The sequence below is a fragment of the Anaerofilum hominis genome, assembly GCF_014287275.1.
In the GTDB taxonomy this organism is placed as follows: Bacteria; Bacillota; Clostridia; order Oscillospirales; family Ruminococcaceae; genus Pygmaiobacter; species Pygmaiobacter hominis.
The window spans coordinates 100,920-127,452 of the sequence record NZ_JACONZ010000003.1 but is presented as its reverse complement, the minus strand read 5'-3'; the positions used below and the strand labels follow the sequence as shown (position 1 = coordinate 127,452).

18 protein-coding genes are annotated in these 26,533 nt (G+C 63.0%); 11 read left to right on the top strand and 7 right to left on the bottom strand.

The genetic code is table 11. The features are described from left to right. Positions 1-227: 227 nt before the first annotated feature. Complete coding sequence (locus tag H8S23_RS09135; RefSeq protein ID WP_341479911.1) at positions 228-2,300, bottom strand: U32 family peptidase; 2,073 nt, start codon at positions 2,298-2,300, stop codon at positions 228-230. After that, on the bottom strand, positions 2,290-2,643 hold the full coding sequence (locus H8S23_RS09130) for a cell division protein ZapA (protein WP_186888037.1): 354 nt from the start codon (positions 2,641-2,643) through the stop codon (positions 2,290-2,292). Before H8S23_RS09130 ends, H8S23_RS09135 begins: the two co-directional genes overlap by 11 nt. Before the next feature lie 287 nt (positions 2,644-2,930). Between H8S23_RS09130 and H8S23_RS09125 the strand changes: the two genes are divergently transcribed. From H8S23_RS09125 to H8S23_RS09090, 8 genes are all read left to right on the top strand, one after another. Next, positions 2,931-5,330: a glycogen/starch/alpha-glucan phosphorylase gene (locus H8S23_RS09125; RefSeq protein ID WP_186888306.1), complete on the top strand. Its 2,400-nt coding sequence runs from the start codon at positions 2,931-2,933 to the stop codon at positions 5,328-5,330. Between the two features lie 338 nt (positions 5,331-5,668). Continuing rightward, entirely contained in the window at positions 5,669-7,486 is a 1,818-nt protein-coding gene (locus tag H8S23_RS09120) for a glycoside hydrolase family 13 protein (RefSeq protein ID WP_186888036.1), read from the top strand. A gap of 1,048 nt (positions 7,487-8,534) precedes the next feature. Beyond that, positions 8,535-8,993, top strand: coding sequence for an NfeD family protein (locus tag H8S23_RS09115; protein ID WP_186888035.1), 459 nt, complete (start codon positions 8,535-8,537; stop codon positions 8,991-8,993). Beyond that, positions 8,984-9,889, top strand: a complete 906-nt coding sequence (locus H8S23_RS09110; RefSeq protein ID WP_186888034.1) for an SPFH domain-containing protein — start codon at positions 8,984-8,986, stop codon at positions 9,887-9,889. Before H8S23_RS09115 ends, H8S23_RS09110 begins: the two co-directional genes overlap by 10 nt. Positions 9,890-10,993: 1,104 nt before the next feature. Next, positions 10,994-11,737: an ABC transporter ATP-binding protein gene (locus H8S23_RS09105; RefSeq protein WP_186888033.1), complete on the top strand. Its 744-nt coding sequence runs from the start codon at positions 10,994-10,996 to the stop codon at positions 11,735-11,737. Beyond that, positions 11,734-12,651 (top strand): SufB/SufD family protein, encoded by a 918-nt coding sequence (locus H8S23_RS09100; protein ID WP_186888032.1) that lies wholly within the window; start codon positions 11,734-11,736, stop codon positions 12,649-12,651. The genes H8S23_RS09105 and H8S23_RS09100 overlap by 4 nt, the downstream gene beginning before the upstream one ends. 341 nt (positions 12,652-12,992) lie before the next feature. Further along, positions 12,993-13,502: a MarR family winged helix-turn-helix transcriptional regulator gene (locus tag H8S23_RS09095; RefSeq protein ID WP_186888031.1), complete on the top strand. Its 510-nt coding sequence runs from the start codon at positions 12,993-12,995 to the stop codon at positions 13,500-13,502. Between the two features lie 1,382 nt (positions 13,503-14,884). After that, a complete protein-coding gene (locus H8S23_RS09090; protein WP_186888030.1) occupies positions 14,885-16,693 on the top strand; it encodes an alpha/beta hydrolase in 1,809 nt (602 codons plus the stop codon). Between the two features lie 150 nt (positions 16,694-16,843). Here H8S23_RS09090 and H8S23_RS09085 read toward each other — a convergent pair whose 3' ends face one another. The 3 genes from H8S23_RS09085 to H8S23_RS09075 all read right to left on the bottom strand — a co-directional run bounded on the left by H8S23_RS09085 (position 16,844) and on the right by H8S23_RS09075 (position 20,289). Then, on the bottom strand, positions 16,844-17,554 hold the full coding sequence (locus H8S23_RS09085) for a hypothetical protein (RefSeq protein WP_186888029.1): 711 nt from the start codon (positions 17,552-17,554) through the stop codon (positions 16,844-16,846). A gap of 183 nt (positions 17,555-17,737) precedes the next feature. Continuing rightward, complete coding sequence (locus H8S23_RS09080; protein WP_186888028.1) at positions 17,738-19,156, bottom strand: oligosaccharide flippase family protein; 1,419 nt, start codon at positions 19,154-19,156, stop codon at positions 17,738-17,740. Between the two features lie 593 nt (positions 19,157-19,749). Continuing rightward, positions 19,750-20,289: a SprT-like domain-containing protein gene (locus tag H8S23_RS09075; protein ID WP_186888027.1), complete on the bottom strand. Its 540-nt coding sequence runs from the start codon at positions 20,287-20,289 to the stop codon at positions 19,750-19,752. 459 nt (positions 20,290-20,748) lie between these two features. Between H8S23_RS09075 and nudC the strand changes: the two genes are divergently transcribed. Continuing rightward, entirely contained in the window at positions 20,749-21,579 is an 831-nt protein-coding gene (gene nudC, locus H8S23_RS09070) for an NAD(+) diphosphatase (RefSeq protein ID WP_186888026.1), read from the top strand. Between the two features lie 273 nt (positions 21,580-21,852). Here nudC and H8S23_RS09065 read toward each other — a convergent pair whose 3' ends face one another. After that, positions 21,853-22,680, bottom strand: coding sequence for a glycerophosphodiester phosphodiesterase (locus tag H8S23_RS09065; RefSeq protein ID WP_186888025.1), 828 nt, complete (start codon positions 22,678-22,680; stop codon positions 21,853-21,855). Between the two features lie 441 nt (positions 22,681-23,121). On the opposite strand from H8S23_RS09065, the gene H8S23_RS09060 reads away from it, so the two are divergent. Continuing rightward, complete coding sequence (locus tag H8S23_RS09060; protein WP_186888024.1) at positions 23,122-23,802, top strand: response regulator transcription factor; 681 nt, start codon at positions 23,122-23,124, stop codon at positions 23,800-23,802. 10 nt (positions 23,803-23,812) lie between these two features. Continuing rightward, complete coding sequence (locus H8S23_RS09055) at positions 23,813-25,405, top strand: sensor histidine kinase (RefSeq protein WP_186888023.1); 1,593 nt, start codon at positions 23,813-23,815, stop codon at positions 25,403-25,405. A 354-nt stretch (positions 25,406-25,759) separates the two neighbouring features. Here the strand turns inward: H8S23_RS09055 and H8S23_RS09050 are convergent, their stop codons facing one another. Beyond that, positions 25,760-26,512, bottom strand: coding sequence for a putative ABC transporter permease (locus H8S23_RS09050; RefSeq protein WP_186888022.1), 753 nt, complete (start codon positions 26,510-26,512; stop codon positions 25,760-25,762). Between the last annotated feature and the right edge of the window lie 21 nt (positions 26,513-26,533).

Sequence of the window (26,533 nt, the reverse complement as noted above, 5' to 3'; positions counted from 1 at the left end):
CGGACACACCGCCGCGCGGCGCGCTGCCGAGGCCAGTCCGCCATCCCCGCTGCACCCCGCAGGGGCGGCCGGGCGGTTTTCAGGGCGCTTTGCCCTGCCCCAAAGACCCGGTTTTGCCGGGCCGATCGCCGCGCTCCGGCCTGGCTGCACCGGACGCCCGCCCTGCGGCGCGCCTCCCCTGCCGCCCTGCGGCCGTCTTTGCCGCTTTTGGGGGCTCCCACACAGCCTTATTCGACTGTTTTATAGTATAGTCCTCGGGTGAACTCCCCGTCAAAGGGGAGCCCCTCCCGGTAGAGCCGCGTGATCTCCGCGGCCCGGTCGGCGCTCTCGCCGGTAAAGTAGAGGACGGCAAAATCCACCTCCACCTCATGCCTGCGGTCCCCCAGCCAAAGGGGCACCGGGTTCAGCAGCTCGCGGGCGCCGTTTGCGCCCGGGCCGGTGCAGGACACCGTCAGCCGGCGGCCCTTGCGGTCGATGAGCTCGCTTTTGCCCCGGCACTGGGCGCAGGTCTTGCTGTTCCGCACCGGGCAGGCCCGGGTCAGCATCAGCGGCAGATGGCCATAGGCCAGCAGGCCGGTAGGGGCCCCCGCATTCAGGCGGCCGGCCTCGGCCAGCGGCAGCTCCGGCGAGAGGGTCAGGGCCGACAGCCCCAGCCCGGCCCACCAGTGGGCTGCCGCGCTGTTGGTCACGTTCAGGCCGAAACCGCCCAGGATCTCAGCCCCCGGCGCATTCTCCCGCACCAGCGGCAGGCCCCCGATATTCTGGACCTCAAACGCGCTGAAGCCCAGCCCGGCCGCCTGCCGCAGCTGTCCGGCCACAAGTTTCTCGTCAAAAAGGGCCCGGGGCAGCGCCAGCACCGTTTTTTCCCGCCAGGCGGCGGGCAGCTGCGCCGCGCATTCCAGCGGGAAGATCAGCCGGTCCCCCAGCCCGGCAAACGCCTCGCCGCACTGCTGCGAGCCGGAAAACCGCAGAAAAAGCCGCTGCGCCGCCGGGGCCGCGGGCTCCCGCCCCGCCGCGGGCAAGGGCTGCTCGGTACACGGCCAGGGGCGCGGGGCCTCCCGCTTCTGCAGCAGCGCCGCCAGCGCCTGCCGCCGCAGCTCGTTCACCGCCGCGGCGGGCAGATAGCGGCCGGCCGCCCCGGCGATCTCGGTCTTTTCTGCAAAAAACGGGGTGCCGCCGGTTTTTTCCAGCGCCTTTTCATACCCCTCCCGCAGGGCCGCCTCCGGCCGCTGGGCGGGCTGCGGCGCCGTCTCGCAATAGGCCACCGCCCGGTTGCCGTCCCGGTCGGCAGCCGACAGCTTGGCGCCCTCGTCCTCCAGCGTGAGACGCAGGGCCACCGGCACCGACGGCCGCTCGCGCCGGTAGAGTTCCCGCAGGCGCGGCAGCGCCGCCCTGGTGTCCGCGGCCTGCGCCTCGTCCCGGCGGCCGAACATCTCCCCGCTCAGGTAAGCGCCGTCATAAAAGCCGGAGGTGAAGCCCGCGCGGCTGAACGCCTTTTCCAGCAGCCCGCGGTCATAGGCGCGGCCCTCCAGCGCCGCGCGGGCGGCGCTCACCGCCGCGGCGACATACTCGGGCGTGCGCAGCCGCCCCTCGATCTTGGCGCAGCGCACCCCCATCTCTCGCACCTCGGGCAGCCGGTCGATCAGCGAGAGGTCTTTCAGGCTCAAAAAATGTCCCTCCCGGCCGTCCAGCCGGTAGGGCAGCCGGCAGGGCCCGGCGCAGCCGCCCCGGTTGCCGCTGCGGCCGCCGTAAAACGCGCTCATCAGGCACTGCCCCGACACCGACATGCACAGCGCGCCGTGCACGAAGATCTCGGTCTCGATGCCGCAGCCCGCGGTGATCTCCTCCACCTCCCGCGCGGTCAGTTCCCGCGCCAGGATGACCCGGGAAAAGCCCATCTGTGCCAGCTGGCGCGCGCCGGCCAGGTTCATCACCGACATCTGGGTGGAGCCGTGCAGCGCCAGCCCGGGGGCGCAGCCGCGCACCAGCCGGGCCGCCGCCAGGTCCTGCACGATCACAGCGTCCGCGCCCGAGGCCGCGATGGCCTCCACCGCGCCGCGCAGAGCATCCAGCTCGCCGTCGCGGCACAGGGTGTTGAGGGTCACGTTCACCCTCACGTCCCGCGCGTGGCAGAACGCCACCGCCTGCGCCAGCGCCTCGGGGGTGAAATTGCCGGCGGTGCGCCGCGCGTTGAAGCCGGTCAGCCCCAGATAAACGCTGTTCGCGCCGGCAAACACCGCCGCTTTGAGCATTTCGGCGTTGCCTGCCGGCGCGAGGATCTCAAACGGTTCATCTCTCACCGGCTGCCGACCCTTTCAAATAGCCGATCTCCCGGCGCAGCCGCTCGATCTCCTTTTTTGCCTCTTCCGCCTCCAGCTTCGCCTTTGCGGCGTCCTCGAGGTAATCCTTGATCTGGCTGCGCATATTATCGGCCGAGGCGCTGGATTTTTCCAGCTCGTCCAGATAATCCAGCGCCGAGAGCACCGCCGCCGCCGTCACCGACGCGGAGGGGTTCTGCGCCATGATCTCGTTCATGTTGTGGTCCAGCTTCTCCGCAAGGGAGAGGGTGTACTGCTCGCTGTCCGTGGTGGAGATCAGATAGCTGCCGCCGCAGATCTCAAGCCTGATTTTATTCACCGGCATCGACAAAACCTCTTTCTGTTGCAAATGGATGGTCATACTTCCATATTATAATATAAAGTAGCCAATTAAGAAAGTGTGCGGTGCGGATTTTTGTATTGAATCCTGTTTTTCCCTGCCGGACACCCCTCGTTTGATTGAAATGCGCCCTTAAAACCGATATAATGAGAGAGACCATCATCAAGATCATGGCAAATTACGCTCATGACACCCGCGCCCGGCCGCCGGGCGGACCCTCTGCTCCAGCCGCGCGGGTAATCTTTCGAGAGGTGAACGATTTGAATAAAAAAATGTCGAAGAGAGAACTCGACCAGCTGCTGCGGGACTGCCTGCACAGCGAATTTTCGGTGGACGACCTCGCCAGCGCCACCGACGACCAGATGTACCGCGCCCTGGCGCTGGTGGTGCGCCGCATCCTCAGCGAAAAACGCAAAAAATTCATGGCCCAGACCTACGGTGAAAACGGCAAGCAGGTGTATTACCTGTGCATGGAATTTCTGATGGGCCGCTCGCTGAAGACCAACCTGTTCAACCTGGGCCTCAACGGCGTGGCCGACGAGGTGCTGGCCCAATACGGGGTCAAGCTGACCAATCTCTATGAGCTGGAGCCCGACGCGGGCCTGGGCAACGGCGGCCTGGGCCGCCTGGGCGCCTGCTATCTGGACGGCATGGCCACCACCAGCCTGCCCGGCATGGGCTATTCGATCCTTTATGAGTACGGCATCTTCCGCCAGAAGATCGTGGACGGCTGGCAGCAGGAGCTGGTGGACAACTGGCTGCCCGGCGGCCAGGTCTGGCTGAAGAGCCACCCCGAGCAGGCGGTGGAGGTGCGCTTCGGCGGTGAGGTGCACGAGAGCTGGGACGGCACCTACCACCACATCGAACACAAAAACTACGACTCGGTGCTGGCCATCCCCTACGACATGTATGTCTCGGGCTACGACTCCAACGGCGTCTCGCAGCTGCGGCTGTGGAGCGCCAAGGCCCCCGGCATCGACATGGCCGCTTTCAACCAGGGCGATTACACCAGCGCCCTGCGGCAGAACTCCACCGCCGAGCTCATCAGCAAGGTGCTTTACCCCAACGACAACCATGTGGAGGGCAAGATCCTGCGGCTGCGCCAGCAGTACTTCCTCTCCTGCGCCTCGGTGGCCGACATCGTGCAGCGGCATCTGGCCCAGTACGGCTTTATCGAGAACCTGCCCGACAAGGTGGCCATCCAGATCAACGACACCCACCCCACCCTGGCCATCCCCGAGCTGATGCGGATCCTGCTGGACGAGTGCGGCTACAGCTGGGAGGCCGCGTTCAGCATGGTCAAGCGCACCTTTGCCTACACCAACCACACGGTCATGAGCGAAGCGCTGGAAAAGTGGAACGTGGATATCTTCCGCTCCACGCTGCCGCGCATCTATGAGATCGTGGCCGAGATCGACCGCCGCGCCCGCGAAGAGCTGATGCGCCGCTTTGAGGGCGACAAGGGCAAGGTGGACTATATGGCCATGATCGGCGACGGCCAGGTGCGGATGGCCAATATCTGCGCCTATGTCTGCCACTCGGTGAACGGCGTGTCCAAGCTGCACAGCGAGATCATCAAAGAGAGCGTCTTTCACGACTATTATCTCTATAAGCCCGCGGCGTTCAAAAACGTCACCAATGGCATCGCCTATCGGCGCTGGCTGCTGCAGTCCAACCCGGCTCTGACCGACCTGATCGAAAGCGCCATCGGCGACGGCTTCAAGTACGACGCGGCCGAGCTGGCGAAGCTGGCCAAATACCGGGACGACGACGCCTTTTTGGAGCAGCTGGGCGCGGTCAAGCACCGCAACAAGGAGATCTTTGCCGACTATGTCAAGCGCACCACCGGCGAGGTGCTGAACGTGGATTCGCTGTTCGACGTGCAGGTCAAGCGGCTGCACGAGTACAAGCGCCAGCACCTGAACGCGCTGAACATCGCCGCCCAGTACCTTTGGCTGAAAGACCACCCCGGCGCCGACGTGGTGCCCAAGACCTATATTTTCGGGGCCAAAGCCGCGCCGGGCTATTATATGGCAAAGCAGATCATCCGCTTTATCTGCGCGCTGGGCAAGGTCATCGACAGCGACCCGGCGGTGCGGGATAAGCTGAAAGTTCTGTATCTGCAGGACTATTCCGTCACCATGAGCGAACGGCTGATGCCCGCCAGCGAGATCTCGGAGCAGATCAGCCTGGCCGGCACCGAGGCCAGCGGCACCGGCAATATGAAATTCATGCTCAACGGCGCGCCCACCCTGGGCACCCTGGACGGCGCGAACATCGAGATCGCGGCCGCCGCGGGCAAAGAGAATTTCTTCCAGTTCGGCATGCTCACCGAACAGGTCAGCGAGCTGCGCCGCTTCGGCTATCTGCCCAACTCTTTCATCGCGGACGACGAGGTCGCGGTGGCGGTGCTCAACTTTATCGAAAAAGGCCTGGACGGCAAAAGCTTCAACGAGATCGTCACCAACCTGGAGACCCAGGATCCCTATATGGTCATGGCGGATTTCCGCGATTACCGCCGCGTTCAGGCGCTGGTGTCCGAGACTTACCGGGACAGCAGAAAATTCAACCGCATGAGCCTGCTGAACATCGCGGGCAGCGGCGTATTTTCCGCCGACCGCGCGGTGGGCGAATACGCCCGCAATATCTGGCATGTGAAGCCGATCCGCTGAGCGGCGGGTCCGGCCTCCGGAACGCGAGAGCGGCCGGCCAGGACGGGACGCAAAAAGTTTCCCTGTCAAAACCGGGTCCGAACAAGGAGGCAGTGCCGCAGAGGATGCGGTTTTCCGTGCAGGGCGGCCCGCCGCCCCGCGCTGAAAGCGCACGGCGTGCCTGCCTCCCCGTCTGGGCCCGGCCGAGGCTGAGGGCGACGTTTCCCTGCGTCAGCGCGTCCGGGCGACGGCCGCTTTTTTTCGCAGCAGGGCGGCGGCCGCCGGAAAAGCGCACGGCACGGGGCCGGGCCGCCGGCCGCCGGGACCCCGAAAAAATTTTTTCTGAAAGAGGAGCTCGCATGGAAGAGACCATCTTCAACAGCCTGGACGAGGCGTTCAAGGCCCCCTTTGGGGCGGTGCGCAGCGGCGAGAAAGTGACCTTCCGCCTGTCGGTGCCCGCGGAACTGGGCTGCGCCACCCCCTATCTCTGCATCGCGCGGGCGGACGACGAAAAACCCGTCCTGCTGCCCCTGCAGGCGGACGGGCGCAGGGAGGGCCGGGACCTTTTCTCTCTCGTGCTCACCGCCGGGGCTGCGGGCGCGTATTTTTACTATTTTGATCTCTATGTCAACTTCACCAAGGTCTTCTGCGGGGACCGGGGCGAGGGGACGCTGTCCCGCGAGCCCCAAGGCCCGCGCTATCAGCTGACCGTCTACGAGCCGGAATTCCGCACCCCGTGGAACGCCCGCGGCGGCGTGATGTACCAGATCTTTCCCGACCGGTTCTGCGAGGGGGTCAAAAAGTCTGAAATGCCGTTTGCGGACCGCTATTACCGCCCCGACAAGGACGGCGAGCCCTATTTTTGGCCCAACGAGGTGGACGGCGGCCTGCTGAACCGGGATTATTTCGGCGGCGATTTTGCCGGCATCGAGAGCAAGCTGCCCTACCTGAAAGGCCTGGGGGTCACCCTGCTCTATCTCAACCCCATCTTTGAGGCCCATTCCAACCACCGCTACAACACCGCCGACTACAGAAAGCCGGACCCCCTGCTCGGCACCGAGGAGGATTTTTCCCGTCTCTGCCGCGCCGCGCGGCGGCTGGGCATCCGCATCATTCTGGACGGGGTGTTCAGCCATACCGGCTCGGACAGCGTTTATTTCGACAAGGAGGGGCGTTACGGCTCGGGCGGGGCCTATCACGACCCCAACAGCCCCTATCGCTGCTGGTATGTCTTTGGTCCGCAATACCCGGACGGTTACCGCAGCTGGTGGGGGTTCAACACCCTGCCTGAGGTCAACGAGGAGGAGCCCAGCTTCCGCTCTTTTATCTGCGGCGAGGGCGGCGTCATCGACCACTGGATGGAGCTGGGGGCCTCCGGCTTCCGGCTAGACGTGGCCGATGAGCTGCCGGACGACTTCATCCAGCTCATCCGCACCGCCGTCAAGCGGCACGGCGAGGATAAGCTGCTCATCGGCGAGGTCTGGGAGGACGCCACCAACAAGGTCAGCTACGGCGTCCATCGCACCTACCTGCTGGGCAAGGGGCTGGACACCGTGATGAACTACCCGTTCAAGGACGCTATCATCCAGTTTCTGCGCTGCGGCGACGCAGCCCGGCTGGAGCGCGGCCTGATGGGCATTGTGGAACATTATCCCAAGCCGGCGCTGGACGTGGCGATGAACATGCTGTCCACCCACGACACCATGCGGGCCATCACCGCCATCGCGGGCGAATCCTGCGAGGGGCGCGACCGCTACTGGCAGAGCGGCCGGGTGCTGGACGAACCGCACTTCTTTTTCGGCAAACGGCTGATGCGGCTGGGCTTCTGCTTGATCTTCACGCTGCCGGGGCTGCCCTGCGTTTACTACGGCGACGAGATCGCCATGCAGGGCTATAAAGATCCTTTCAACCGCGCCTATTTTGACTGGGGCTGCACCGACGAGACGCTGCGGGACTGCATCCGGGAGCTGGCCGCTTTCCGCGCCGGCTGTGACGCTTTTAAAGAGGGCAGCCTGCGCATCCGCAAAGCCGAGGGGGGCGTTTTCATCTTTGAGCGCGTCTCGGAAAACGGCCGCGCGCTGATCGTCGTCAACCGCACCCAGGCCCCCGTTGTCAACGAGATCGACGGCAAGAGCATCGCCACCGCCGAATACGACTACAGCCTGTTCTCTTACTGATCGTCCGGCCGCGCCGGGCGGGACACGGCGTCAGAACGGCAACCGCCCGCACACGGAGGCGGAGCGCGGCGGCAGAACAGGGCCCGCCCGCAGACAGAGGCGGCGGGGTCCCCGCTCATCCCGGGGACCACAGCGCGTCCAGCGTCCCCGCTGGGCCGCCGGACAGGGCAAAGCGGGCGCAAAAGCGCCCAACGCCTCTGCGGGGCCACTGAGCTGGGCGACGCGGACGCAAAAGCGCCGCGCGTTCCCGGGCTTTGGGGCTTTCGCCGCGCGGGTGGCCTGCCGGGCCGGACGGACGTCTGCGGCAGGGCACCCGTCCGCACAGGGAGGCGGCGGGTCCCCGCTCCTCCCGGGGACCACAGCGCGTCCAGCGTCCCCGCTGGGCCGCCGGACAGGGCGACGCGGGCGCAAAAAGTGCCCAACGCCTCTGCGGTACCGCCGAGTTGGGCGAAACGGGCGCAAAAACGCCGCGTGCCCCGGGCTTTGGGGCTTTCGCCGCGCGGGTGGCCTGCCGGGCCGAACGGCTGCGGCTGCGAGGCGGAACTCCGGCTGGAGCGTATTCTCCCGGGCTGGTCCGGCGGGGAGTCCCGCGTTCTGGGGAATTCCAGGGCCTTTGGGAAGTTCAGTGCCCCGCGAAGAGTCTTTTAAAAAAATCGGGGGACCCTAAGGGGGGAGAGAGAGGCCTCTCTTTCCAGTCCCCACTTTCTTTTCCAGCGTTTTCCTCCTTTTCCAAATTGACAACTTTATATTCAAAAAGAGTTGTCGCTTTAGCCCGGAGGCGCGGGGAGCATCCCCGCTCCGCCCCGGGGAGTAGCTTTCAGAAAAACGCCCCAAAAGGGCAAAATCCGTCCAAAACGGGGCTTTGCGGACATTGCGTTCCACCCTATTTTTTTGTTAAACTATTAACAAGAAATTCGGTACCGGGTTTCACGGGGCCGGCGAACGCCGCCGGGCCCGGTCTCCCTGCCGGCGGCCGGGCCGCGGGCGGGACACCACAGACGGCACGGCGGGGCGCGCGTCCCGCCTGTCACGGAAAGGAGTTTTTCCCATGGCAGCTTTTTATCCCTGGTTCTGGATCGTGCTGATCGTCGTGTTCGCCATCGCCGAGGGGCTCACCGTCCAGCTGGTCTCGATCTGGTTTTGCGTCGGCAGCGTCGCGGGGCTGCTCACCTCGTTCATCACCCGGAACTTCGGCGTGCAGTTCGTGGTGTTCGTGGTCGTTTCGGCCATCGCCCTGCTCATCAGCTGGAGCCTGTTCCGCGACCGGATGCGTCCCAGATCCGTCGCCACCAACGCCGATATGGTGATCGGCAAGGAGGGCGTGGTGCTGCGCGCCATCTCCCCCGACGCCGGCGGCCGGGTCAAGGTCGACGGCCAGGACTGGGCCGCGAAGTGCGACGCCCCCCTGGCGGCCGGCGAGCGGTGTAAGGTCATAAGTCTGTCCGGCGTTACCCTGACAGTGGCGCCCTGTGTTTTGGAAAAGAAGGAGGAAACTGTATGTTCTTGATCATCTTAGCGGTTCTGCTGGTCGTTCTGGTCATCATTTTCATCTCGAACATCCGCATCGTGCCCCAGGCCTGCGCGTTTGTGGTGGAGCGCCTCGGCGTCTACCACTGCACCTGGGAGGCGGGCTTTCACTTCAAGGCCCCGTTTATTGAGCGGATCGCAAAAAAGGTCAGCCTGAAGGAGCAGGTCGTCGATTTCAAGCCCCAGCCGGTCATCACCCGCGACAACGTCACGATGCAGATCGACACCGTCGTCTTCTTCCAGGTCACTGATCCGAAGCTGTACAGCTACGGCGTCGAGCGCCCGCTGTCCGCCATCGAGAACCTGTCCGCCACCACCCTGCGCAACATCATCGGCGACATGGAACTGGACCACACCCTGACCAGCCGCGACACCATCAACGGCAAGATCACCACCATCCTGGACGAGGCCACCGACAAGTGGGGCATCAAGGTCAACCGCGTCGAGGTCAAAAACATCATCCCGCCCGCTGAGATCCAGGACGCGATGGAAAAACAGATGAAAGCCGAGCGCCAGCGCCGTGAGAGCATCCTGCGCGCCGAGGGCGAAAAGCGCAGCGCCATTCTGGTCGCCGAGGGCGAAAAGGAGAGCGCGATCCTGCGCGCCGACGCCGTGCGCGAGCAGCGCATCCGTGAGGCTGAGGGCGAGGCTCAGGCTCTGATGACCGTCCAGAAAGCGCTTGCCGACTCCATCCGGCTGCTCAACGAGGCCGATCCCACCCAGAAAGTGCTCACCCTGAAGAGCCTGGAGGCCCTGCAGAAGGTGGCCGACGGCAAGGCGACCAAGCTGATCATCCCCAGCGAGCTGCAGAACCTGGGCGGTCTGGTATCCAGCATCAAGGAGATGGCCACCGACGTGAAGCCGGAGTCCAAATAACTTTCTGCCCGATAGATCCATAAAAACGGCCGCAGCGGGGTAAAAACTATTTTTAGCGGCGATACGGCCTGTTCCCGGCCCGCGGCGGATGGAAAGAAGTTTTTTCAGCAGCCGTGCAGCCCGTCCTCAGGCCGCGGCAGATCACGGCAAAGAAAGACAAAAAACAGCGCTGATTTTTTCGGCGCTGTTTTTTTGCGCTTTTCCGCCGCGGCATCCGGCAGCGTTCCCGCCGGGACCGCTCGGAAACGCCCGGACCGGCATACCCGGCGGGGCATGACCCGCGTGGCCCTGCGCAGCGCCCCCCCGCATAGCGGCGCCTCCCGGGCGCCCCGCCCCGGCAGCAGTCGGGAGGCTGCACACGGATAAAGACAGGGGGACAAGGCCAAGTCTCTGGCCGGTGCGCAGGCCCACACGCCTTGCCCCTGCAGCGCTGAAAAATGGCTGGGCACGGGGCGTTCTTCTCCCGGTGCGTCCACAAAGCCACTGTGAAAAGCGGCAGCGCGTATTGGGATCCCGCGGCGCTAAGCTGCCGCGGCTCCGGGATGCCAGGACTTCACTGGGGACGCGCTGTGGACACGGCGGAGCTTGGCCCGCGCGGCATGTTCCTGCCCGGCAAAAAGGGGCGACGCCCGGGACGCCGCAAAAACAGCCGTCCTCTGCCCGCCGGGGCCGTGCAGGCTGCAAAACTTTCTGAGGACGCGCGGCAAAAGCCGGCTGCCCCTTGTCCCCTTTCCCACCTGCGCGCCGCGGGCAGCGCGCAAAGCCGGAAAACGGCGGCCGCCGAGGTCGTTATCCTTTCCTCCGGCAGGCAGGTCGCCTTTGGCCTGTTTTGCCGCTGCGGCTCTCCGCTCTTTGCGCCTGCCAAAGCGACGGGCGCGCAGGTTTTTCTCCGCTCAAAAGGCGGCGCAAGAGCCGCTGCAACCGCCTTTTTGTTTTTCGTTTAAATCTATACTTTTTTTGTATGATTTTTTGAAAAAGGGGCTGCACGGGGCTGCTTTGTGTGCTATAATATCCTAGGGTGCGCGGCACGGGTCCCGGCAGGGGCTGCGCCGCGCCCGCGCCGCAGCCCTGTGTGCGGCGGAACACTTTTGCGGAGGTACCAGAATGCTGGAGCTTGAACATATTTCCTTTACCGTTTCCAGCGCCGCCGAGCAGGCCGAAAAGGGCATCCTCGACGACGTCAGCCTCACCGTGGGCGACAACCGGTTCGTCGTCATCACCGGCCCCAACGGCGGGGGCAAATCCACCCTGGCCAAGATCATCATGGGTATCGAGCGCCCCTCCTCCGGCCGCATCCTGTTCGACGGGCAGGACATCACCGGGCTCTCGGTCACCGAGCGCGCGGACCTTGGCATCGCTTATGCCTTTCAGCAGCCGGTGCGCTTCAAAGGCCTGACGGTCAGCGACCTGGTGGGCCTGTCCGCCCGCAAAGAGCTGGGCCGGGGCGAGCTGTGCCAGTATCTCACCGAAGTGGGCCTGTGCGCCCGCGACTATATCGACCGCGACGTGAACGCCAGCCTCTCCGGCGGCGAGATCAAGCGCATCGAGATCGCCATGGCCCTTGCCCGCGGGGCCAAGCTCACCCTGTTCGACGAGCCGGAAGCGGGCATTGACCTGTGGAGCTTCAACCACCTGATCGCGGTGTTCCAAAAGCTGCGCCGCGAGACCCGGGGGACCTCACTCATCATCTCCCACCAAGAGCGCATCCTGGACATCGCGGACGAGATCGTGGTGCTGGCGGCCGGCCGCATCGCGGCCCGCGGCCACAAGGACGAGGTGCTGCCCAAGCTGCTCGAGACCGGCAGCAGCGTCAATTTCTGCGAGGGTAAAGTGGAGGCGAACGCATGAACAAGATCACCGAAGAACTGCTGAAGATCGTCTCGGACTGGAAAGGCATCCCCGACGCGGCCTATAACATCCGCGAGGACACCGGCTGCGCAGGCCGCCGCTCCACCGAGAACATCCGCATTGACTCCAAAACAGACAAGCCGGGCATCGACATCCGGGTCAAACCGGGCACCCGGGGCGAGATGGTCTACATCCCCGCCTGCGTCACCCACAGCGCCGTGGACGACCTGGTTTACAATGATTTTTACATTGGCGCGGGCGCCGACGTGACCATTGTGGCGGGCTGCGGCGTCCACTCGGACGGCGAAGAGGAGGCAAAGCACAACGGCATCCACCGCTTTTTTCTGGAAAAGGGCGCCAGGGTGCTGTATCTGGAAAAGCACATCGGCACCGGCGGCGGCGCAGGCGCGCGGGTGATCAACCCGGTCACCGACGCCGAGCTGGCCGAGGACGCCTACATGGAGATGAACACCACCCAGATCGGCGGCGTGGATTCCACGCTGCGCAAAACCACCGCGGTGCTGGGCAAAAACGCCCGGATGGTCGTGAAAGAAAAGCTGCTCACCGAGGGCGTGCAGACCGCGGAGAGCGATTTTGTCATCACGCTTGCCGGCGAGGGCAGCGGCGCGCACCTGATCTCCCGCTCGGTGGCAAAGCAGCGCTCTTCCCAGCTGTTCCGCTCGCGCCTGATCGGCGAAGCGGCCTGCAGCGGCCACTCGGAATGCGACGCCATCATCATGGACGACGGGGTGGTCAGCGCCATCCCCGAGCTGACCGCCCACAATGTGGACGCGGCGCTGATCCACGAGGCGGCCATCGGCAAGATCGCGGGCGAGCAGATCACCAAGCTGATGACCCTGGGGCTGACCGAAAAGCAGGCCGAAGAAAAGATCATCGAGGGATTTTTGAAATAAACGCGTAAATGTGGCCTCCCGGGGCCGCCGGCGAGGGCTGGGCTGTCCGGCCTTTTCGTGTAGTACCGGCACCCGGGGCGAATGCCGAAAACACACAGCAAGGGTGCGGCCGGCTGCAGACGCCGGGCCGCGCCCTTTTTTGCCGCCGCGCCCGGCGGGGGCCCCGTCTGTCCGCACCCTGCCGCGCCGAAAAACTGCCGTCCGCTGAAAAAGGAAAGGCACATTTTCATCTATTTTGAAAAAACAGCTGAAAATGTGTTATAATGAGAGCCATCAGTCCGCGGCCCGGCGCGCCGGCACGGGCTGGGAACGATCCTCACAATCCGGCAGGGGTGTTTTTTATGGAATTGCAATGGCTGGGCGCACACCGCCCGTTGATCGAAGACCTTTTTTACTGGAGCAACGTCTATGCTTCCGGCCACAAAAAAAGATTTCCTCTCACCGCCGAGATCTCCCTCTCCGCCAGCGAGATCCAGGTGGTGGAATACCTGCTGGAAAACGAAGAGCTTCAGCTGAATATGGCCGGTGTGGCCCGGCGGCTGGGGGTGTCCCCGGTCTCGTTCACCAACCTGGTCTCCCGCCTGGAAGAGCTGGGGCTGGTCGAAAAATATTACCGGGAAGGGGACCGCAAAAGCCTGATCGTGCTGGTCACGGCCCGCGGGCGCGAGATCTACGGCATCTATTCCCGGAAGCTGCAGCGCCTGTGGGAAAAAGACGTCCTGAGCGTGCTGGATGAGATACCGGAAGAATATCAGCAAAAATTCCGCCAGGTGCTGCGCGGCCTTTCCGTCACAAACAAGACAGAAAAAAGGGCGGGCCGCCCGCTCACCCCCGCAAAGGAAAAGGAATAAAAAAGCGCCGTACGGCTATTTTGGGGCCATTCGCCCGGCTGCCGCGCAGCGGCGAGGGCGGGGTCAACGAAAACAAGTTGTCTTTCCAGCTGGCTGGGGCGTCTCTATAAGCTGAAAAGCGCATGCTCAGTCGGTTTCTTATAGAATGAATCTATCTGTAAAGTGGTAACATGGTGCCCAAGCGAATAAAAGGCGTTATGAACAGTAACAGGAAGTTATGACACGAAATAAGTTGTTTGGCATTTCTGCACGCAAATATTAGAATGGAAAAGCTAAATTAAGTTTGGCTGCGTTTGATGGATAAGGCAAACGACAGGATTTTATATTAGACGGAGGTTTTACACTGAAAAAAATAGTAAAGTCCTTTACCTTTTGGTGTCTGATAATATCTGTTTTCGAGATTTTTATGCACCAAATTGGACAAGATTCAAAAAGCATTATGCTCATAAGATTTAACCCATTACTGAATCTAATCGCTGATTCTGAAGGCTCTTTTTATACTTTGATGAACTCTGGCTGGCAAGTGCCCTGTAATACGATCACCGGTCAAATATCCATCTATTGGTATATCGGTTCGGTTTGGACTTTCTTGCTTTATGGTATAATTTTAGATGGAATAAAAAGGTTGGTTTACAAATTCCACTCCAAAAAACAAGCGAATTGAGGTAGTACGCTTATTGTTACAAGGCAAGGTTGTTCGTATCGATAGTTGAATGGCAGCAAACAGGGGCAAGTGCATATGCACTTGCCCCTGTTTGCTAGAGACCCTCGGTTTAGTGTCTGCAACTTGCGCAGCAATAAAAAAAGAGCCGGAACGCAGCGGAGGTTGTTTTTTCGGCCGTCCACTCGGCTGCCGCATAAGCGGCGAGGGCATAAAGATAAATGGCTCGTTCGCCCCGACTGTCCCGCAGGGACGAGGGGGGCAGTTTATCAAGATCAGCCGTTTTTTGTCCCATCTCCATAAACAAGCCCGCCCTCTTCGCCCCCCTGCCGGGACGCAGAGGGCGGGCTTTTGCGGTGGTCTGCCGGGACAGGGCCTTTGTTTTTGAGGAAATTTCAGGAAAATATAATTTACAAATTTAATCATTTTATTTAAATCAAAATAATATTGCACAACGTTTTAACATTTTCTTCATCTATTATACATATTGATTTGGGGAGGGACCGTTTGCTAGAATAAAGCTGACAGAACAAAACGCGAAGAGACATGAGAGACGCGCAATGTGAGGCCCCCGCTTCGCACTGCGCGTTTTTTTAAGGCCCTGCGCCGAGACGGGCAAAGCACCGCCGCCGCCCGTCTCGTTGCTGCCGGGGCCGCCTTTCGGGGAGCTCGACCCCACAGGGGCACTGTGGGGCAAAAATATATTTATTGGAGGAGAACAATGGAAAAAGTCAAAAAAGCGGCTAAAAAGTGGCTCTGTATCTCGATCTCTCTGATGCTGCTCAGTGCCATCGCCGTGTCGTTTATCCAGACGGACGGCGGCAAGGTCTCCATGAAAGACCTGAAGATCGAGACCGACGACGGCTATGCCATGTCCTGCTACCTGTTCCTCCCCGACGGCGCCAGCGCCGAATCCCCCGCCCCGGCGGTGGTCACAAGCCACGGCTACCTGAACAACAAGGAGATGCAGGACGCCAACTATGTGGAACTGGCCCGGCGCGGCTATGTGGTGCTGGCCATCGACCAGCCCATGCACGGCAACTCCGAAAACCATTCGTCGGCAAGCGCCAACGGGGTCTATCAGGGGGCGCTGGCCCTGTCCCGCATGCCCTTTGTGGACGCCTCCCGCATCGGCGTCACCGGCCACTCGATGGGCGGCGGCTCCTGCAATTCGGCGGTGGCGCAGGACAACCAGAACGAGACGCGGATCATCTCCGCGGTGCTGCTCAACTGTGCGGACGCCACCTACAAAGACGCTGACGGAAACTATACGGATGTCTACGGCTCCCGCGACGTGGGCATCCTGGCGGCCCAGTACGATGAGTTTTTCCACAAATTTACGGACGACAGCGGCATCGCGCGGGAAGCGCCCTATTTCCTCACCGGCAGCAATGCGCAGTCCTTTTTGAACTTCGGCGCCGACCCCGACGGCCTGGAGACCCGCGCGGCCTATCAGGTCTACCGGCAGCAGGTGGACGGCGAGGAGGCCATCCGCGTCATCTACAACCCGGACATCATCCATCCCTGGTCCCATTTCAGCGCCAAATCCACCGCCTCCACCATCGAGTTTTTTGAAGAGGCGTTCGGCGCGCCCAATCCCATTGCCGCCTCCAGCCAGATGTGGCAGTTCAAAGAGGCCTTTAACTTTGTCGGCGTGATCGGGTTCGTGGTCTTCCTGGTCAGCTTTGCCACCCTGATGCTCTATACCCCCGCCTTTGCCAGCCTGCGCGCCGAGACGGTCGTGCAGCCCGCCGAGGTCACCGACAAAAAGGGCAAGATCTGGTTCTGGGGCTCTCTTGCGGCCGGCGCGCTGTTCTCGATGCTGATCTACCGCTGGATCCTCAAGGTGGGCACCTCCATGCCCGTCGCGCAGACCGAATCCATGGGCATTGGGCTGTGGGCCTGCCTGTGCGGCCTGTTCACGATCCTCAGCATGGTGGTCTTTTACTTTGCCTACGGCAAAAAACACGGTCTTGACCTGGCCGAGCGCGGCGTGAAACTGCCCCTCAAAAAGCTGGCAAAGACCGTTCTTCTGGCAGCGATCGTCGCCGCGGTCACCTACGGCTGCGTTTTCGTCGCCGACTACTTCTTCAAGGCGGATTTCCGCATCTGGACGCTGGCCATCAAGGCATTCGAAGCGGATAAGCTGGGCAACGCCCTGGCCTATATCTGGCTGTTCCTGGTCTTTTATGTGGCGGCCTCCGTCTCGGTCAACTGCTTCAACTATAATACCGTCTGCGGCAAAAAGCATCCGTGGGTGAACGGTCTGGTAGTGGCGCTGTTTGCGGCGCTGCCCGCCATCGTGCTGCCCGCCGCCCAGTACATCACCTATTTCACCTCCAAAGCGATGCTCTGGCCCGCCAGCGCCATGCATGTGCTGTGGCTGTTCCCGGTCATCCTGATCCTGTTCGCCTCCGCGCTGGTCTCCCGCTGCCTCTACAAGGTCACAAAGAACCCCTACCTGGCAGGCATCATCAGCGCCATCATCATCACCCTGATCACCGTGACCAACACCTGCACCACGAGGTGATCCATCCCCCCAGCGGCTGCGCCCGGCAGGACCTCCCCCGCCGGGCGGCCCCGGACGGGGCACAAAAAAGCGATCTCTCGCATTTTTTCTGCGGGAGATCGTTTTTTTGACGCCGCTTTGTCCGGCTTTCAGCGGCAGACGGGACCGCCTTTAAAGATCCGCGCCCGCGCAGACCTCCCGGATGGCCTGCCGGATCGCCGCGCAGGAAGCCTCCTCCAGGGCCGTCTCGATCTGCGCCGGATCCTCCCGCACCTGCGGGTGATCGAAAAAGGCGATCTCCGCCTCCCCGGAAAAATCCGCCCCCAGGCTGGGCAGTGCCTGCGGATCAGCCCCGGTGAGCAGCGCGCAGAGGGTCGCCGCGATCAGATAATCGCCCAGCGGCGAGGCGTGCTCGCCGTCGCGCCAGAACAGTTCGATCTCCGGGCTGCGCTGCCGCAGCAGCTGCCAGATCTCCCCCACCGGGGCCAGCAACGCCCCGGTCTGCGCCGCCAGTTCGCGATATGCCAGGGTCATGGCCTGCTGGCGCTGCGGCGCGGCGCGCTCGGCCCAGGTCATCAGCAGCACCGGCACCGTCCCGGCCGCGCGGCACAGTTCGATGACCCGGCCCCCGTCCCGCGCGGTCTGCTGCGCGCCGGGAAACGGGTGGGCCTGCTGCTGGATCACGCAGTAGTCATAGCCGCCGTACAACAGGTTATACCGCAGCTCAAAATACTCTTCCAGATGCCAGGAGAGCGGCCGGGCCGAGTGGGCCAGCAGCACGGTCTGCGGCTCCCCGGCGCCCGCAGCTGCGCACAGCCGCGCAAAGGTGCGGGGCATATCGTTGAAATAGGTATGGCTGTTGCCCAAAAACAGAACTTTCACCGCTGTCTCCTTTTTTGCGGGCCACCCCCGCTGAAAACCCGTATTCAAAGCCGCAGCCGGCCGGGCAGCCTTTTGCCCCGGGCCGGCGCGAAAAAGCGGCCTCGCCGTCGGTCCTCCCCTCCGTGCCCGGGCAAAGGGGCGGCCCTGCGGGCAGCGCTTTTGCGCCCGCATGAAATGCCCGTTTCAGATCTTCTTCCTGCGGCGGGCCAACAGGCGCCGCGCGGTCTGCAGGAGGGGCCAGAAGTTGAAAGCCGCCACTGCGGCGCAGATCAGCCCGCACCAGAGCTGCCAGTATTTCACCTCGCACAGCATCAAGGCGATCTCGCCTGCCAGCAGGGCCATGGTGACCGTCATGCGGCCCAGATGCAGGTCCATGGCGATATAGCGCCGGGTGCTGAGGGCCCGGATAATAAACACCAGCAGATAGCTGGCAAACGTTGCAAAAGCCGCGCCGTTGGGGCCCCAAACCGGGATAAGGAACCAGTTGAGCACCAGGTTGAGCACCGCCCCCACCAGCATGGTGAAAAAGCTTTCGCCGGAGCGCTTTTCCACCATATACACGCTGCCCAGAAAGGTGACAAAGCAGCTGAATACCGTGGCCACCACCAGCATGGGGATATACTGCCAGGCCGCGTTAAACGCCGACTTGCCCGAAAGGGTGAGCACCATCATGACAAGTTTGCAGCAGTAGATCAGCCCGCCCGCGACGATAAAGAGCAGGCTTTGATAGCTCAGGAACACCTGGCTGAAAAAGCGGGCCCGGCCGGGCGAGCTGCGGCCGCCGTCGGTCACGGCGGAGAGCTGCCACGCCTCGGTGAACAGGGTGCTGAACAGCATGATCACGTTGGGCACCTTATAAGCGGCCACATACAGGCCGTTGGCCTCGCTGCCCAGCATGGAGGTGATGAACATGTGGTCGCTGGTGTTGGTGATCCACCAGAACATACTGGTGGGGATCAGCGGGGCGGCGTAGCGCAGCATCTCCCGCAGCAGCGGCCAGTCAAACCGGGAGATGCGCAGATAGCGATAGAGCCGCGCGGTGAAAAAGAGAAACAGCGCAGAGCAGAGGTCCGCCGCCGCAGTGGCCAGCACATAACCCGCGATGCCCCATTGAAAGCCCGCGATAAAAAGCACGATGAAAAACAGATACAACACTGTGTTGAGCACGCCGTCCACGGCGTAGAGCCGGGTATACTGCTTGGCCCGCACGAATTGGCTGCACAGGTTGCGCAGGATGCTCATCAGCACATACGCGTAGAGCAGGGCGGTATAGCCGCCCATGTCGGGGATGCGCGCCACCAGCGGCCAGCAGGCCACAAAAACGACGATGCCCACCCCCTCGGCGATGAGCCCGCCGGTCAGCACCGAGGCCTTGTTATAGGTCTTGTCCAGACCATACCGGATGACCGCGTTGGCAATGCCCACCGAGACGATGGGCAGCAGCAGCTGGGCGTATTTGGTGATCAGGTCCGCGTCGCCGAACTCGCCCAGGCCGAACATCCGGGTGAAAAACGGCATGAGCAGAAAAGAGAGGATCTTGCTCGAAAACGAGCTGATCGCAAAGAGCACCGTGTTCGACACCAGCCGTTTGTATTTATCCAAAAAATCACCAGCGTTCCGGCGGAGAGCGGAGCACCCCGCTGTATTGACGGAAAAGGCCTGCGGCGGCCTGATCGCGCAGCCGTCCCCCGTCCGGGCCGCCCGGCCCGGCACGTCCCTGGCCGGGGAGGCAGCCGCCGCTTTGCTGAAGCAATAAAAAAACGTCCGTTTGCGCGCCCAGATCCCCTGCTGCTGTGCGGCAGCCGGCCGGGCCAAAGGGCTTTCAGCCGCTTTTTGCAGAGGAAGCGCAGCGTGCAAGACCCGCACCGCACCGCTTTGGGCCGCGGCGGCCGCTGAACAGCCGTTTTTGTGTAAAAAACAGTAGTTCCCGATGGCCTCGGCCCCGCCGCTTGCGTGGCGGCCGGGCGACGGACAGGGCCTCCGGCGGCTGCTGCACAGCGCAGGCGGCCGCGCTTTCCGTCCCCTGTTGGGAGACCGGCCCCGGGGCCGCGCGGCGGCCGGAAGGAGGTTGTTCTTTATTCTACCACATCAGGAGGGATTTTCCAACACAGGGCCGCCGGAACAGCACTCCGCGGGCAAAGGCGTCCCCGCGGCAAAAGGCCTTACTCCCCGGGGCCAGCCCGGCGCGCCCCTCCTCACCGGCGGGGCAGCAGCGCCCGGCGCCGCCGATTGTCCGGCATCAGCCGGTCCAGCTCACGGTGGAACGCTTTGCCGTGGTCCGGGTGCCAGAAATGCAGATACTCGTGCAGCACCACGTATTCCACCGCTTCAAGGGGCTGCTGGGCCAGGCGGCGGTTGAGGGTGATCTGCCGCTTTGCCGGCCGGCAGACCCCCCACAGGGACTTCAGCGTCTTGAGCTTGATCTCCAGCCTGCCGCCGATCGCAGGCGCGAAAATAGGGTAATAGCGGTCGAGAAAGGGCTGGAACACCGCCATGCACTGCTCGTCTGTGAGGGGGCAGAGCGGAGGCTCGCAGGCCGGAGGCTGCTGGGCCAGCCGCGCCCGCGTCCGGGTGATCCAGGCGGCCCGGGAAGCCACAAAGCGGTCGATCTCCGCCCGCGCCGCCCAGCGCGGGGCGCTCACCGCCAGGCTGCCGTCCGGCCGCACCCGCAGGTTCAGATTTTTCACGCTTTTACGGGTGAGCTCGTACACCAGCGCGCCCTCTCCCGTCTCCACTTTGCACTGCAGCGCCGCCGCCCCCCTCTTTTTTCTCAGCGTCTATTATATCCCGGCGCGCCCTTTTCAGCAAGGGCGCGCCGGAAAACCGCGCGCACCGGCCGCCCGGCCTCTCTGCCCCGCCGCGCCGCGGGGCGCGGCTTGCTCTGTGCGCGCGGTTCTGCTATGATGTTTTTATTCCTATTCGCCGCGGCCTGGGGACAGGCCGCATGGCTACAAAAAATAGCCTCACGGCTATTTTTTATAGCTTTGCCATAAAAACGGCAAATCTCACCCGCCCGCCCCTCCTCCCCGGGCGGCGGACGGGACAGCGGCCGAAAAAGCGGCCTGCGGCTTTACCGCTCTGCGCGGCAAAACGGTAAAAGGCCGCCTGTGTTCCGCTTTCCGCCGCTGGGCCTGCTGCGGCACTCAAATCTTATTTTTCAAAGGCTTTTATGCCGGGAAAGGAAGCGTCCCTCCATGATACAAGATCTTTTTCCGCACTGTTTCCACACCGAATACCACGACGCGGCGCCGCGCCCGGACAGCGTGGTCCTCTGGTTTGAGGAGGAAAAGGTCCTGGCGCGGGAGGCGGACGGCAAGCTGGAGTTTCCGCGTTTTGAGGACTGCCCCGGCCTTGGCCCCCAGCAGCTGTCCTATCTGTTCCGCGTCGACGAGGAGGAGTTTTTTCTCTGCCTCACGCCCGACGCCCTGCCCCCGCAGGGCTTTGTGTTTCTGGAAAGCGAGGTGTTCCGCCACGGGCTGCGGCCCAAGGCCCATGCCTTTGCGGGCCTGACCGCCCTGCAGGTGGCCCGCTGGTACCGCGGCAACCGCTTTTGCGGCCGCTGCGGCGGCCCCATGCGGCACAGCGTCCGCGAGCGGATGGTGCTCTGCCCCCGCTGCGGCAGCACGGTCTACCCCAAAATCTCCCCGGTGGTGATCGTCGGGGTGCGGGACGGCGAAAATCTGCTGATGACCCGCTATGCCGGGCGCAGCTACGGCGGTCACGCGCTGATCGCCGGTTTCATCGAGGTGGGCGAGACCCCCGAGGATGCGGCCCGCCGGGAAGCGTTTGAAGAGACCGGCCTGCGGATCAAAAACCTGACCTACTGCGCCTCTCAGCCCTGGGGATACTCGGACAGCCTGCTGCTGGGCTTTTTTGCCGATCTGGACGGGGACGGCGCGATCACCCTTGAGGAAGAAGAGCTGTCTATGGCCCAGTGGGTGCCCCGCAGCGAGATCGCGGTGCAGCCGGACGATTTCAGCCTGACCAACTACATGATCTGTCTTTTCCGGGACGGACGGGCCTGAAGTGCACGGCGGCTGCCGCCCCGGGATCGGCCGCGGCGGCCCTGCCGCAGGCGGCCCCGCGCGGCATCGCCCCAAAACCGCTTGCCGGGCACGGCCCCTCAGGCCGGAGGCGGCGCGGGCCCAAGCCACAGCAGATAAAAAGAAGGCAGACACAAAAGTGTCTGCCTTTTTTATCAGCCCGGAACAAAACCGCTCAAAAAGGGCGCGGCCGGTCGAAAAAATGGGCAAAGGCCCGCCGTGTACGGACAGGTCCCCCCGGCAAAGCGCGCCCCGTTATTTGAACTTCACCTGCGGGCGGTAGAACTCAAAGATCACCAGATCGTTTTCTTTTTCCACCCGCTCCCGGTCCGCCTCGTCGCGGGCGGTCCACAGCACCTTTGCCGGGCCCAGCCTTTCCACCAGGCGCACACAGGCGGGCTTGGGCTTGTTGTCGTAGGCGATGAACTCGGGCCGGGCCAGCACGTTGCCCAGCAGATCGCCCAACACCAGCCCGCCCACCGCCGGCATATTGTTATAGGTCCTGGGCGGCCCTGCCAGCTGACCGCGCAGCAGGTCGGGCGCGTGTTTTTTGAACCAGCCCACAATGCGGGGGTCAAAGCTCTCGACACAATAGGGGCCGTCGTAGGCGCGCATCAGCGCCAGGCCCTTTTCACAAAGTTCCGCGTTGCGCGGCCCGGTCTTGAGCTCGATGATAAACGGGGAGCGCCCGGCCACCTCCGCGAACACTTCGGTCAGCAGGGGGATCTTCTCCCCGGTGCCGCAAAGGCGCATCTGCCGCAGTTCTTCCAGCGTAAAAGCGTCCACCCGCCCATGCACGCCGCACACGCGGTCCAGCGTGTCGTCGTGAAAGACCACTACCTGGCCGTCCCGGGACAGCTGGATATCCAGCTCAATGCCGTAGCCCGCCTCCGCCGCCAGCCGGAACGCGGCAAGGCTGTTTTCCGGCACCGACTTGTCCTGTGAATGCAGACCGCGGTGCGCATAGTTGCGGCCGTAAAAAGGGGCGGTCTTTTCGGGGGAGGGGCGGCCGGGCCAGAGCAGAAACAGAGCCAGCAGCGCCAGAACGGCCGCTGCCGCCAGGAGGATCCAGAGAACGGTCATTGAACCTGCACTTCCTTTCGCTTTTCGGGCCGCCGCCGCGGGCAGGGCCGGGCGGGCAGCCGCCCGCCCTTTCATTGTAGCGCGGCAGCAGGCCGGTGTCAACGCGCCCCGCGGCAGGCGGCGGCGCCTGCCGCGGGCCCCTGCGCCTCCCTGTCTGCGCGCAAAAAATGCGGCAAAGAGCGGTAATTTTTTCCTGCGCTTTTGTCTGCCCTTGGTATTTGGGGACGAAACTGGTATCATAAAAGAAAGGGCGGCGCCCTGGGCCGGCGCGCTTTTCTGCCGGCCGCCCCCGCGGCGGTCTTCTGCGGCGCGGCGGTGCACAGCCTGCCGCCGTCTTATAAAAGCAACAGAACTTTCACACAATTGACATACCGGAAATTTACACTGAAACTCAGTATCTCATCGAAAAAAATACCAGAACGTCAGAATGAGGTGAACCGTATGATCCAGATCCTGATCGTCGACGACGAGCCCCGCATCCGTCAGCTCATCCGCGAATACCTGGAGCACGAGGGCTTTTCCTGCACCGAAGCCACCGACGGCTCGGCCGCTCTGGCCCAGCTCTCCAGCGCCAGCTTTGACCTGGTGCTGCTTGATATCATGATGCCGTTTGTGGACGGCATGACCTGCCTCAAGGAGATGCGCGCCCGCAAGCTGTCCACCCCGGTCATCATGCTCACCGCCCGCGGCGAGGAGTACGACCGGGTCGCCGGGCTGGAGGGCGGGGCGGACGACTATATCGTCAAGCCGTTCAGCCCAAGGGAAATGGTGGCCCGGGTCAAGGCGGTCCTGGCCCGCACCCTGCCCAAAGAACAGTCGGACAGCGAAAATTTCGTGTTCGGCGACCTGGTGATCGACACGGCCTCCCACAGCGTCAAGATCGCGGGTGAGGAGATCTCCCTCACCCCCAAGGAATTTGACCTCCTGGTCTTTCTGGCCCACAACAAGGGGATCGCGCTCTCGCGGGAAAAGATCCTGCAAAAGGTCTGGAACTACGATTATTACGGCGAGGACCGCACCGTAGACACCCACATCAAGATGCTGCGCAGCCATCTGGGCCCCCATCGGGAGGATATCGCCACGGTCTGGGGTGTGGGCTATAAATTCGACCCGGCGAACTGAGAGGCTTTGAATGAAATCGATCAAGACCAAGCTGGCCCTTTTTGTCTCCTGCCTGTGCATCGTGCTGATCCTGCTGGTCTGGCTGCTGACCGTGGCGCTTTTTGAGTCGAACTACACCCGCAGCATCCGCAAGGAGCTCAGCGCCCAGGTGGCCTCGGTGGCCGCAGTGCTGGAGAGCGACGACGCCCGGGGCGCCGGCCTGGGCGAGCTGTTCCGGCAGATACAGCCGCTGGTAAAAACCGGGGTCTGCGTGGACGTGTCCGCCACTGACGCCTGCATCGCCCAGCGCGGCTACGTCACCAGCGGCGGCCTGCCGCTGAGCGGCTACCGCGCTCTTTTTGTATTGGAGGGCATCGGCGACGGCTGCCAGCTGCACCCCTTTTCCTCCCAGGGTTTTTGGGGGGAACAGCGGGAATGGGACTCCGGCGACGTGATCTTCTGGCGCCAGATGACGGCCCAGGAGGGCCGGCTCAGCAAGACCCTTTTCGACCAGCGCACCACGCCTTACCGGCAGCAGCAGGTGATGGGCCTGCTCACCTCCAGCGGCTATATCGTGCTGGCCAGCACCAACCTGGAGCGGGTAGATCAGGCCATGTCGGTGGTCAGCAACCAGCTGGTCCTCATCACCGTGATCCTGCTGGCGGTCTCCATCGTCTCGGCGCTGCTTTTTGCCCGCTGGTTCACCCGCCCGGTGACCCAGCTTTCCAGCGCCGCCAAACAGGTGGCGGCGGGCAATTACGACGTGGCGGTGGACATCCGCTCGCAGGACGAGCTGGGCGCGCTGGCCCGGGATTTCAACTATATGACCCGGGAGATCGCAAAATCCACCCAGCTGCAGCGCGAGCTGATCGCCAACATCAGCCACGACCTGCGCACCCCGCTGACCCTGATCAAGGGCTATGCCGAGACCATCCGCGATCTGGACGGCGAGGACAAGGTGCGCCGGGACGCCGACCTGTCCATCATCGTGGACGAGTCCGACCGGCTGTCGGTGCTGGTCAACAGCGTCATGGAGCTGTCGAAATACTCCTCCGGCGCGGCGCGGCCCGCCCTGAGCCGGTTTGATCTGGCCGAGCTGACTGCCGACGTCCTGCGCCGCTATGCCGACCGGGCGGAAAAAGAGCACTTCTCCCTCAGCCAGGACGGGCTGGAGGAAGCGGAGGTGATCGCCGACCCGGTGCAGATCGGGCGGGTGCTGCACAACCTGGTTTCCAACGCCATCCCGCACCTGCCGGAGGGGGGCTGCGTGACGGTGCGGCTGATCGCCAAGGCGGGCGCGATCCGCGCAGAGGTGGCGGACAACGGCAGCGGCATCGAGGAAAAAGAGCTGCCTTTTATCTTCGATCGCTATTACCGGGCCCGCAGCGACGCGGGCAAGCGGGGCAGCGGCCTGGGCCTGTCCATCGTCAAGGCCATCCTGGTGGCGCACGGCGCCCCCTTTGGCGTGCAGAGCGCGGTGGGCGTGGGGTCTACTTTCTGGTTCGAGCTGCCGGCGCCCGCGCCCGCACTGCCCCCCAAAGCGCCCCGTGAGCCCCGTCCCTCTTCCCGCAGGGAAGCAAAAGGCCCTGCCGGCCCGGGGACGACAAGGGGCAATAAAAAATAGCCATAGTTTATTTTTTAGTAGCTATGTGGCCTGTCCTCAGGCCACGGCGAATAAGAATAAGTCGTTTTTTATTGCGAAGCAATGAAAAATAGCCGCGCAGCGGCTATTTTTTTTGCCATCCGCCCGGTTGCCGCGCAAGCCGCGAGGGCGTGGCGAAGCGAGATAAGTTGTCTTTTATTGCAGAGCGATAAAAATAGCCGCAGGCTGTTTTTTAATAGCCATGCGGCCTGTCCTCAGGCCGCGGCGAATCGAAATCAATTATTTTTTATTGCGGAACAATAAAAAACTGCGGCAAAGCCACGGTTTTTTGTCAGGGAACGCGCAGTAAAAGACGGACGGGCGGCGGCGGACCGCTCAGGCCGCCTTGTCCTGTCCCTCCTGTTTTTCCTGTTCTTTTTGTTCTTCCCGCTCCGCCGGCGGGTCGTCCGGCCGCCGGAACTCCATGCTGGTATAAGTCGCGCTCATGAACTCGTCGGGATAGTTCTTGTCGAGAAAGGCGTTCACCGCATTGGTGGGCGGCACGTCATAGCCGTAGGTGCGCTCGGCCCAGCGGGCGACCGCCAGCCCGGAGATGAGAAGATCAAACGCCATAAAAACCGCCAGGCACCAGGTGAGCGGCTTGCCGATGCGGTTGGGGATGCGCTCGATGACCCTGCTCAGGGTGGGATAGATGTTGCGGATGAAGATCATGCCCATCAGGCCCCAGCAGATGGAAAAAAACAGGTTGGTGCGCCCGCCCAGGTTGGCCGGGGTATCGCTGTACTCCCAGCTGACCGAGTGGAACACCTGCTCCTGCACCCAGCTGCACACCCACTCGAAAGCCGCGCCGGAAAAAGCGCTGGCGAGAAAGATGATGCCCGCGTTGGCGCGCCGGATGTGGTACAGGCTGAGCATAAAAATGACCGCACCCAGGCCGTAGATCTGGTTGAACGGCCCGTAGATCAGACCGGTGCGCTCCACCCAATAGCCGTTTTTCAGGTAGGCGAACACCATTTCACAGCCATAGCCGATCAGGCAGCCGATGAAAAACACCCAGAAGATCTTATACCAGTTTTTGCCGTGCGCGAAAGAGCGCTCTCCCGGCGCATTGGCGATGGAATGTGACATGACAGCTCCTTTGAAAGGGAA

Bases quoted from the DNA above. Each gene is read 5' to 3' on its own strand.
- H8S23_RS09130 (WP_186888037.1), bottom strand. From the start codon at position 2,643: ATGCCGGTGAATAAAATCAGGCTTGAGATCTGCGGCGGCAGCTATCTG.
- H8S23_RS09125 (WP_186888306.1), top strand. From the start codon at position 2,931: ATGTCGAAGAGAGAACTCGACCAGCTGCTGCGGGACTGCCTGCACAGC.
- H8S23_RS09120 (WP_186888036.1), top strand. From the start codon at position 5,669: ATGGAAGAGACCATCTTCAACAGCCTGGACGAGGCGTTCAAGGCCCCC.
- H8S23_RS09115 (WP_186888035.1), top strand. From the start codon at position 8,535: ATGGCAGCTTTTTATCCCTGGTTCTGGATCGTGCTGATCGTCGTGTTC.
- H8S23_RS09110 (WP_186888034.1), top strand. From the start codon at position 8,984: ATGTTCTTGATCATCTTAGCGGTTCTGCTGGTCGTTCTGGTCATCATT.
- H8S23_RS09105 (WP_186888033.1), top strand. From the start codon at position 10,994: ATGCTGGAGCTTGAACATATTTCCTTTACCGTTTCCAGCGCCGCCGAG.
- H8S23_RS09100 (WP_186888032.1), top strand. From the start codon at position 11,734: ATGAACAAGATCACCGAAGAACTGCTGAAGATCGTCTCGGACTGGAAA.
- H8S23_RS09095 (WP_186888031.1), top strand. From the start codon at position 12,993: ATGGAATTGCAATGGCTGGGCGCACACCGCCCGTTGATCGAAGACCTT.
- H8S23_RS09090 (WP_186888030.1), top strand. From the start codon at position 14,885: ATGGAAAAAGTCAAAAAAGCGGCTAAAAAGTGGCTCTGTATCTCGATC.
- nudC (WP_186888026.1), top strand. From the start codon at position 20,749: ATGATACAAGATCTTTTTCCGCACTGTTTCCACACCGAATACCACGAC.
- H8S23_RS09065 (WP_186888025.1), bottom strand. From the start codon at position 22,680: ATGACCGTTCTCTGGATCCTCCTGGCGGCAGCGGCCGTTCTGGCGCTG.
- H8S23_RS09060 (WP_186888024.1), top strand. From the start codon at position 23,122: ATGATCCAGATCCTGATCGTCGACGACGAGCCCCGCATCCGTCAGCTC.
- H8S23_RS09055 (WP_186888023.1), top strand. From the start codon at position 23,813: ATGAAATCGATCAAGACCAAGCTGGCCCTTTTTGTCTCCTGCCTGTGC.
- H8S23_RS09050 (WP_186888022.1), bottom strand. From the start codon at position 26,512: ATGTCACATTCCATCGCCAATGCGCCGGGAGAGCGCTCTTTCGCGCAC.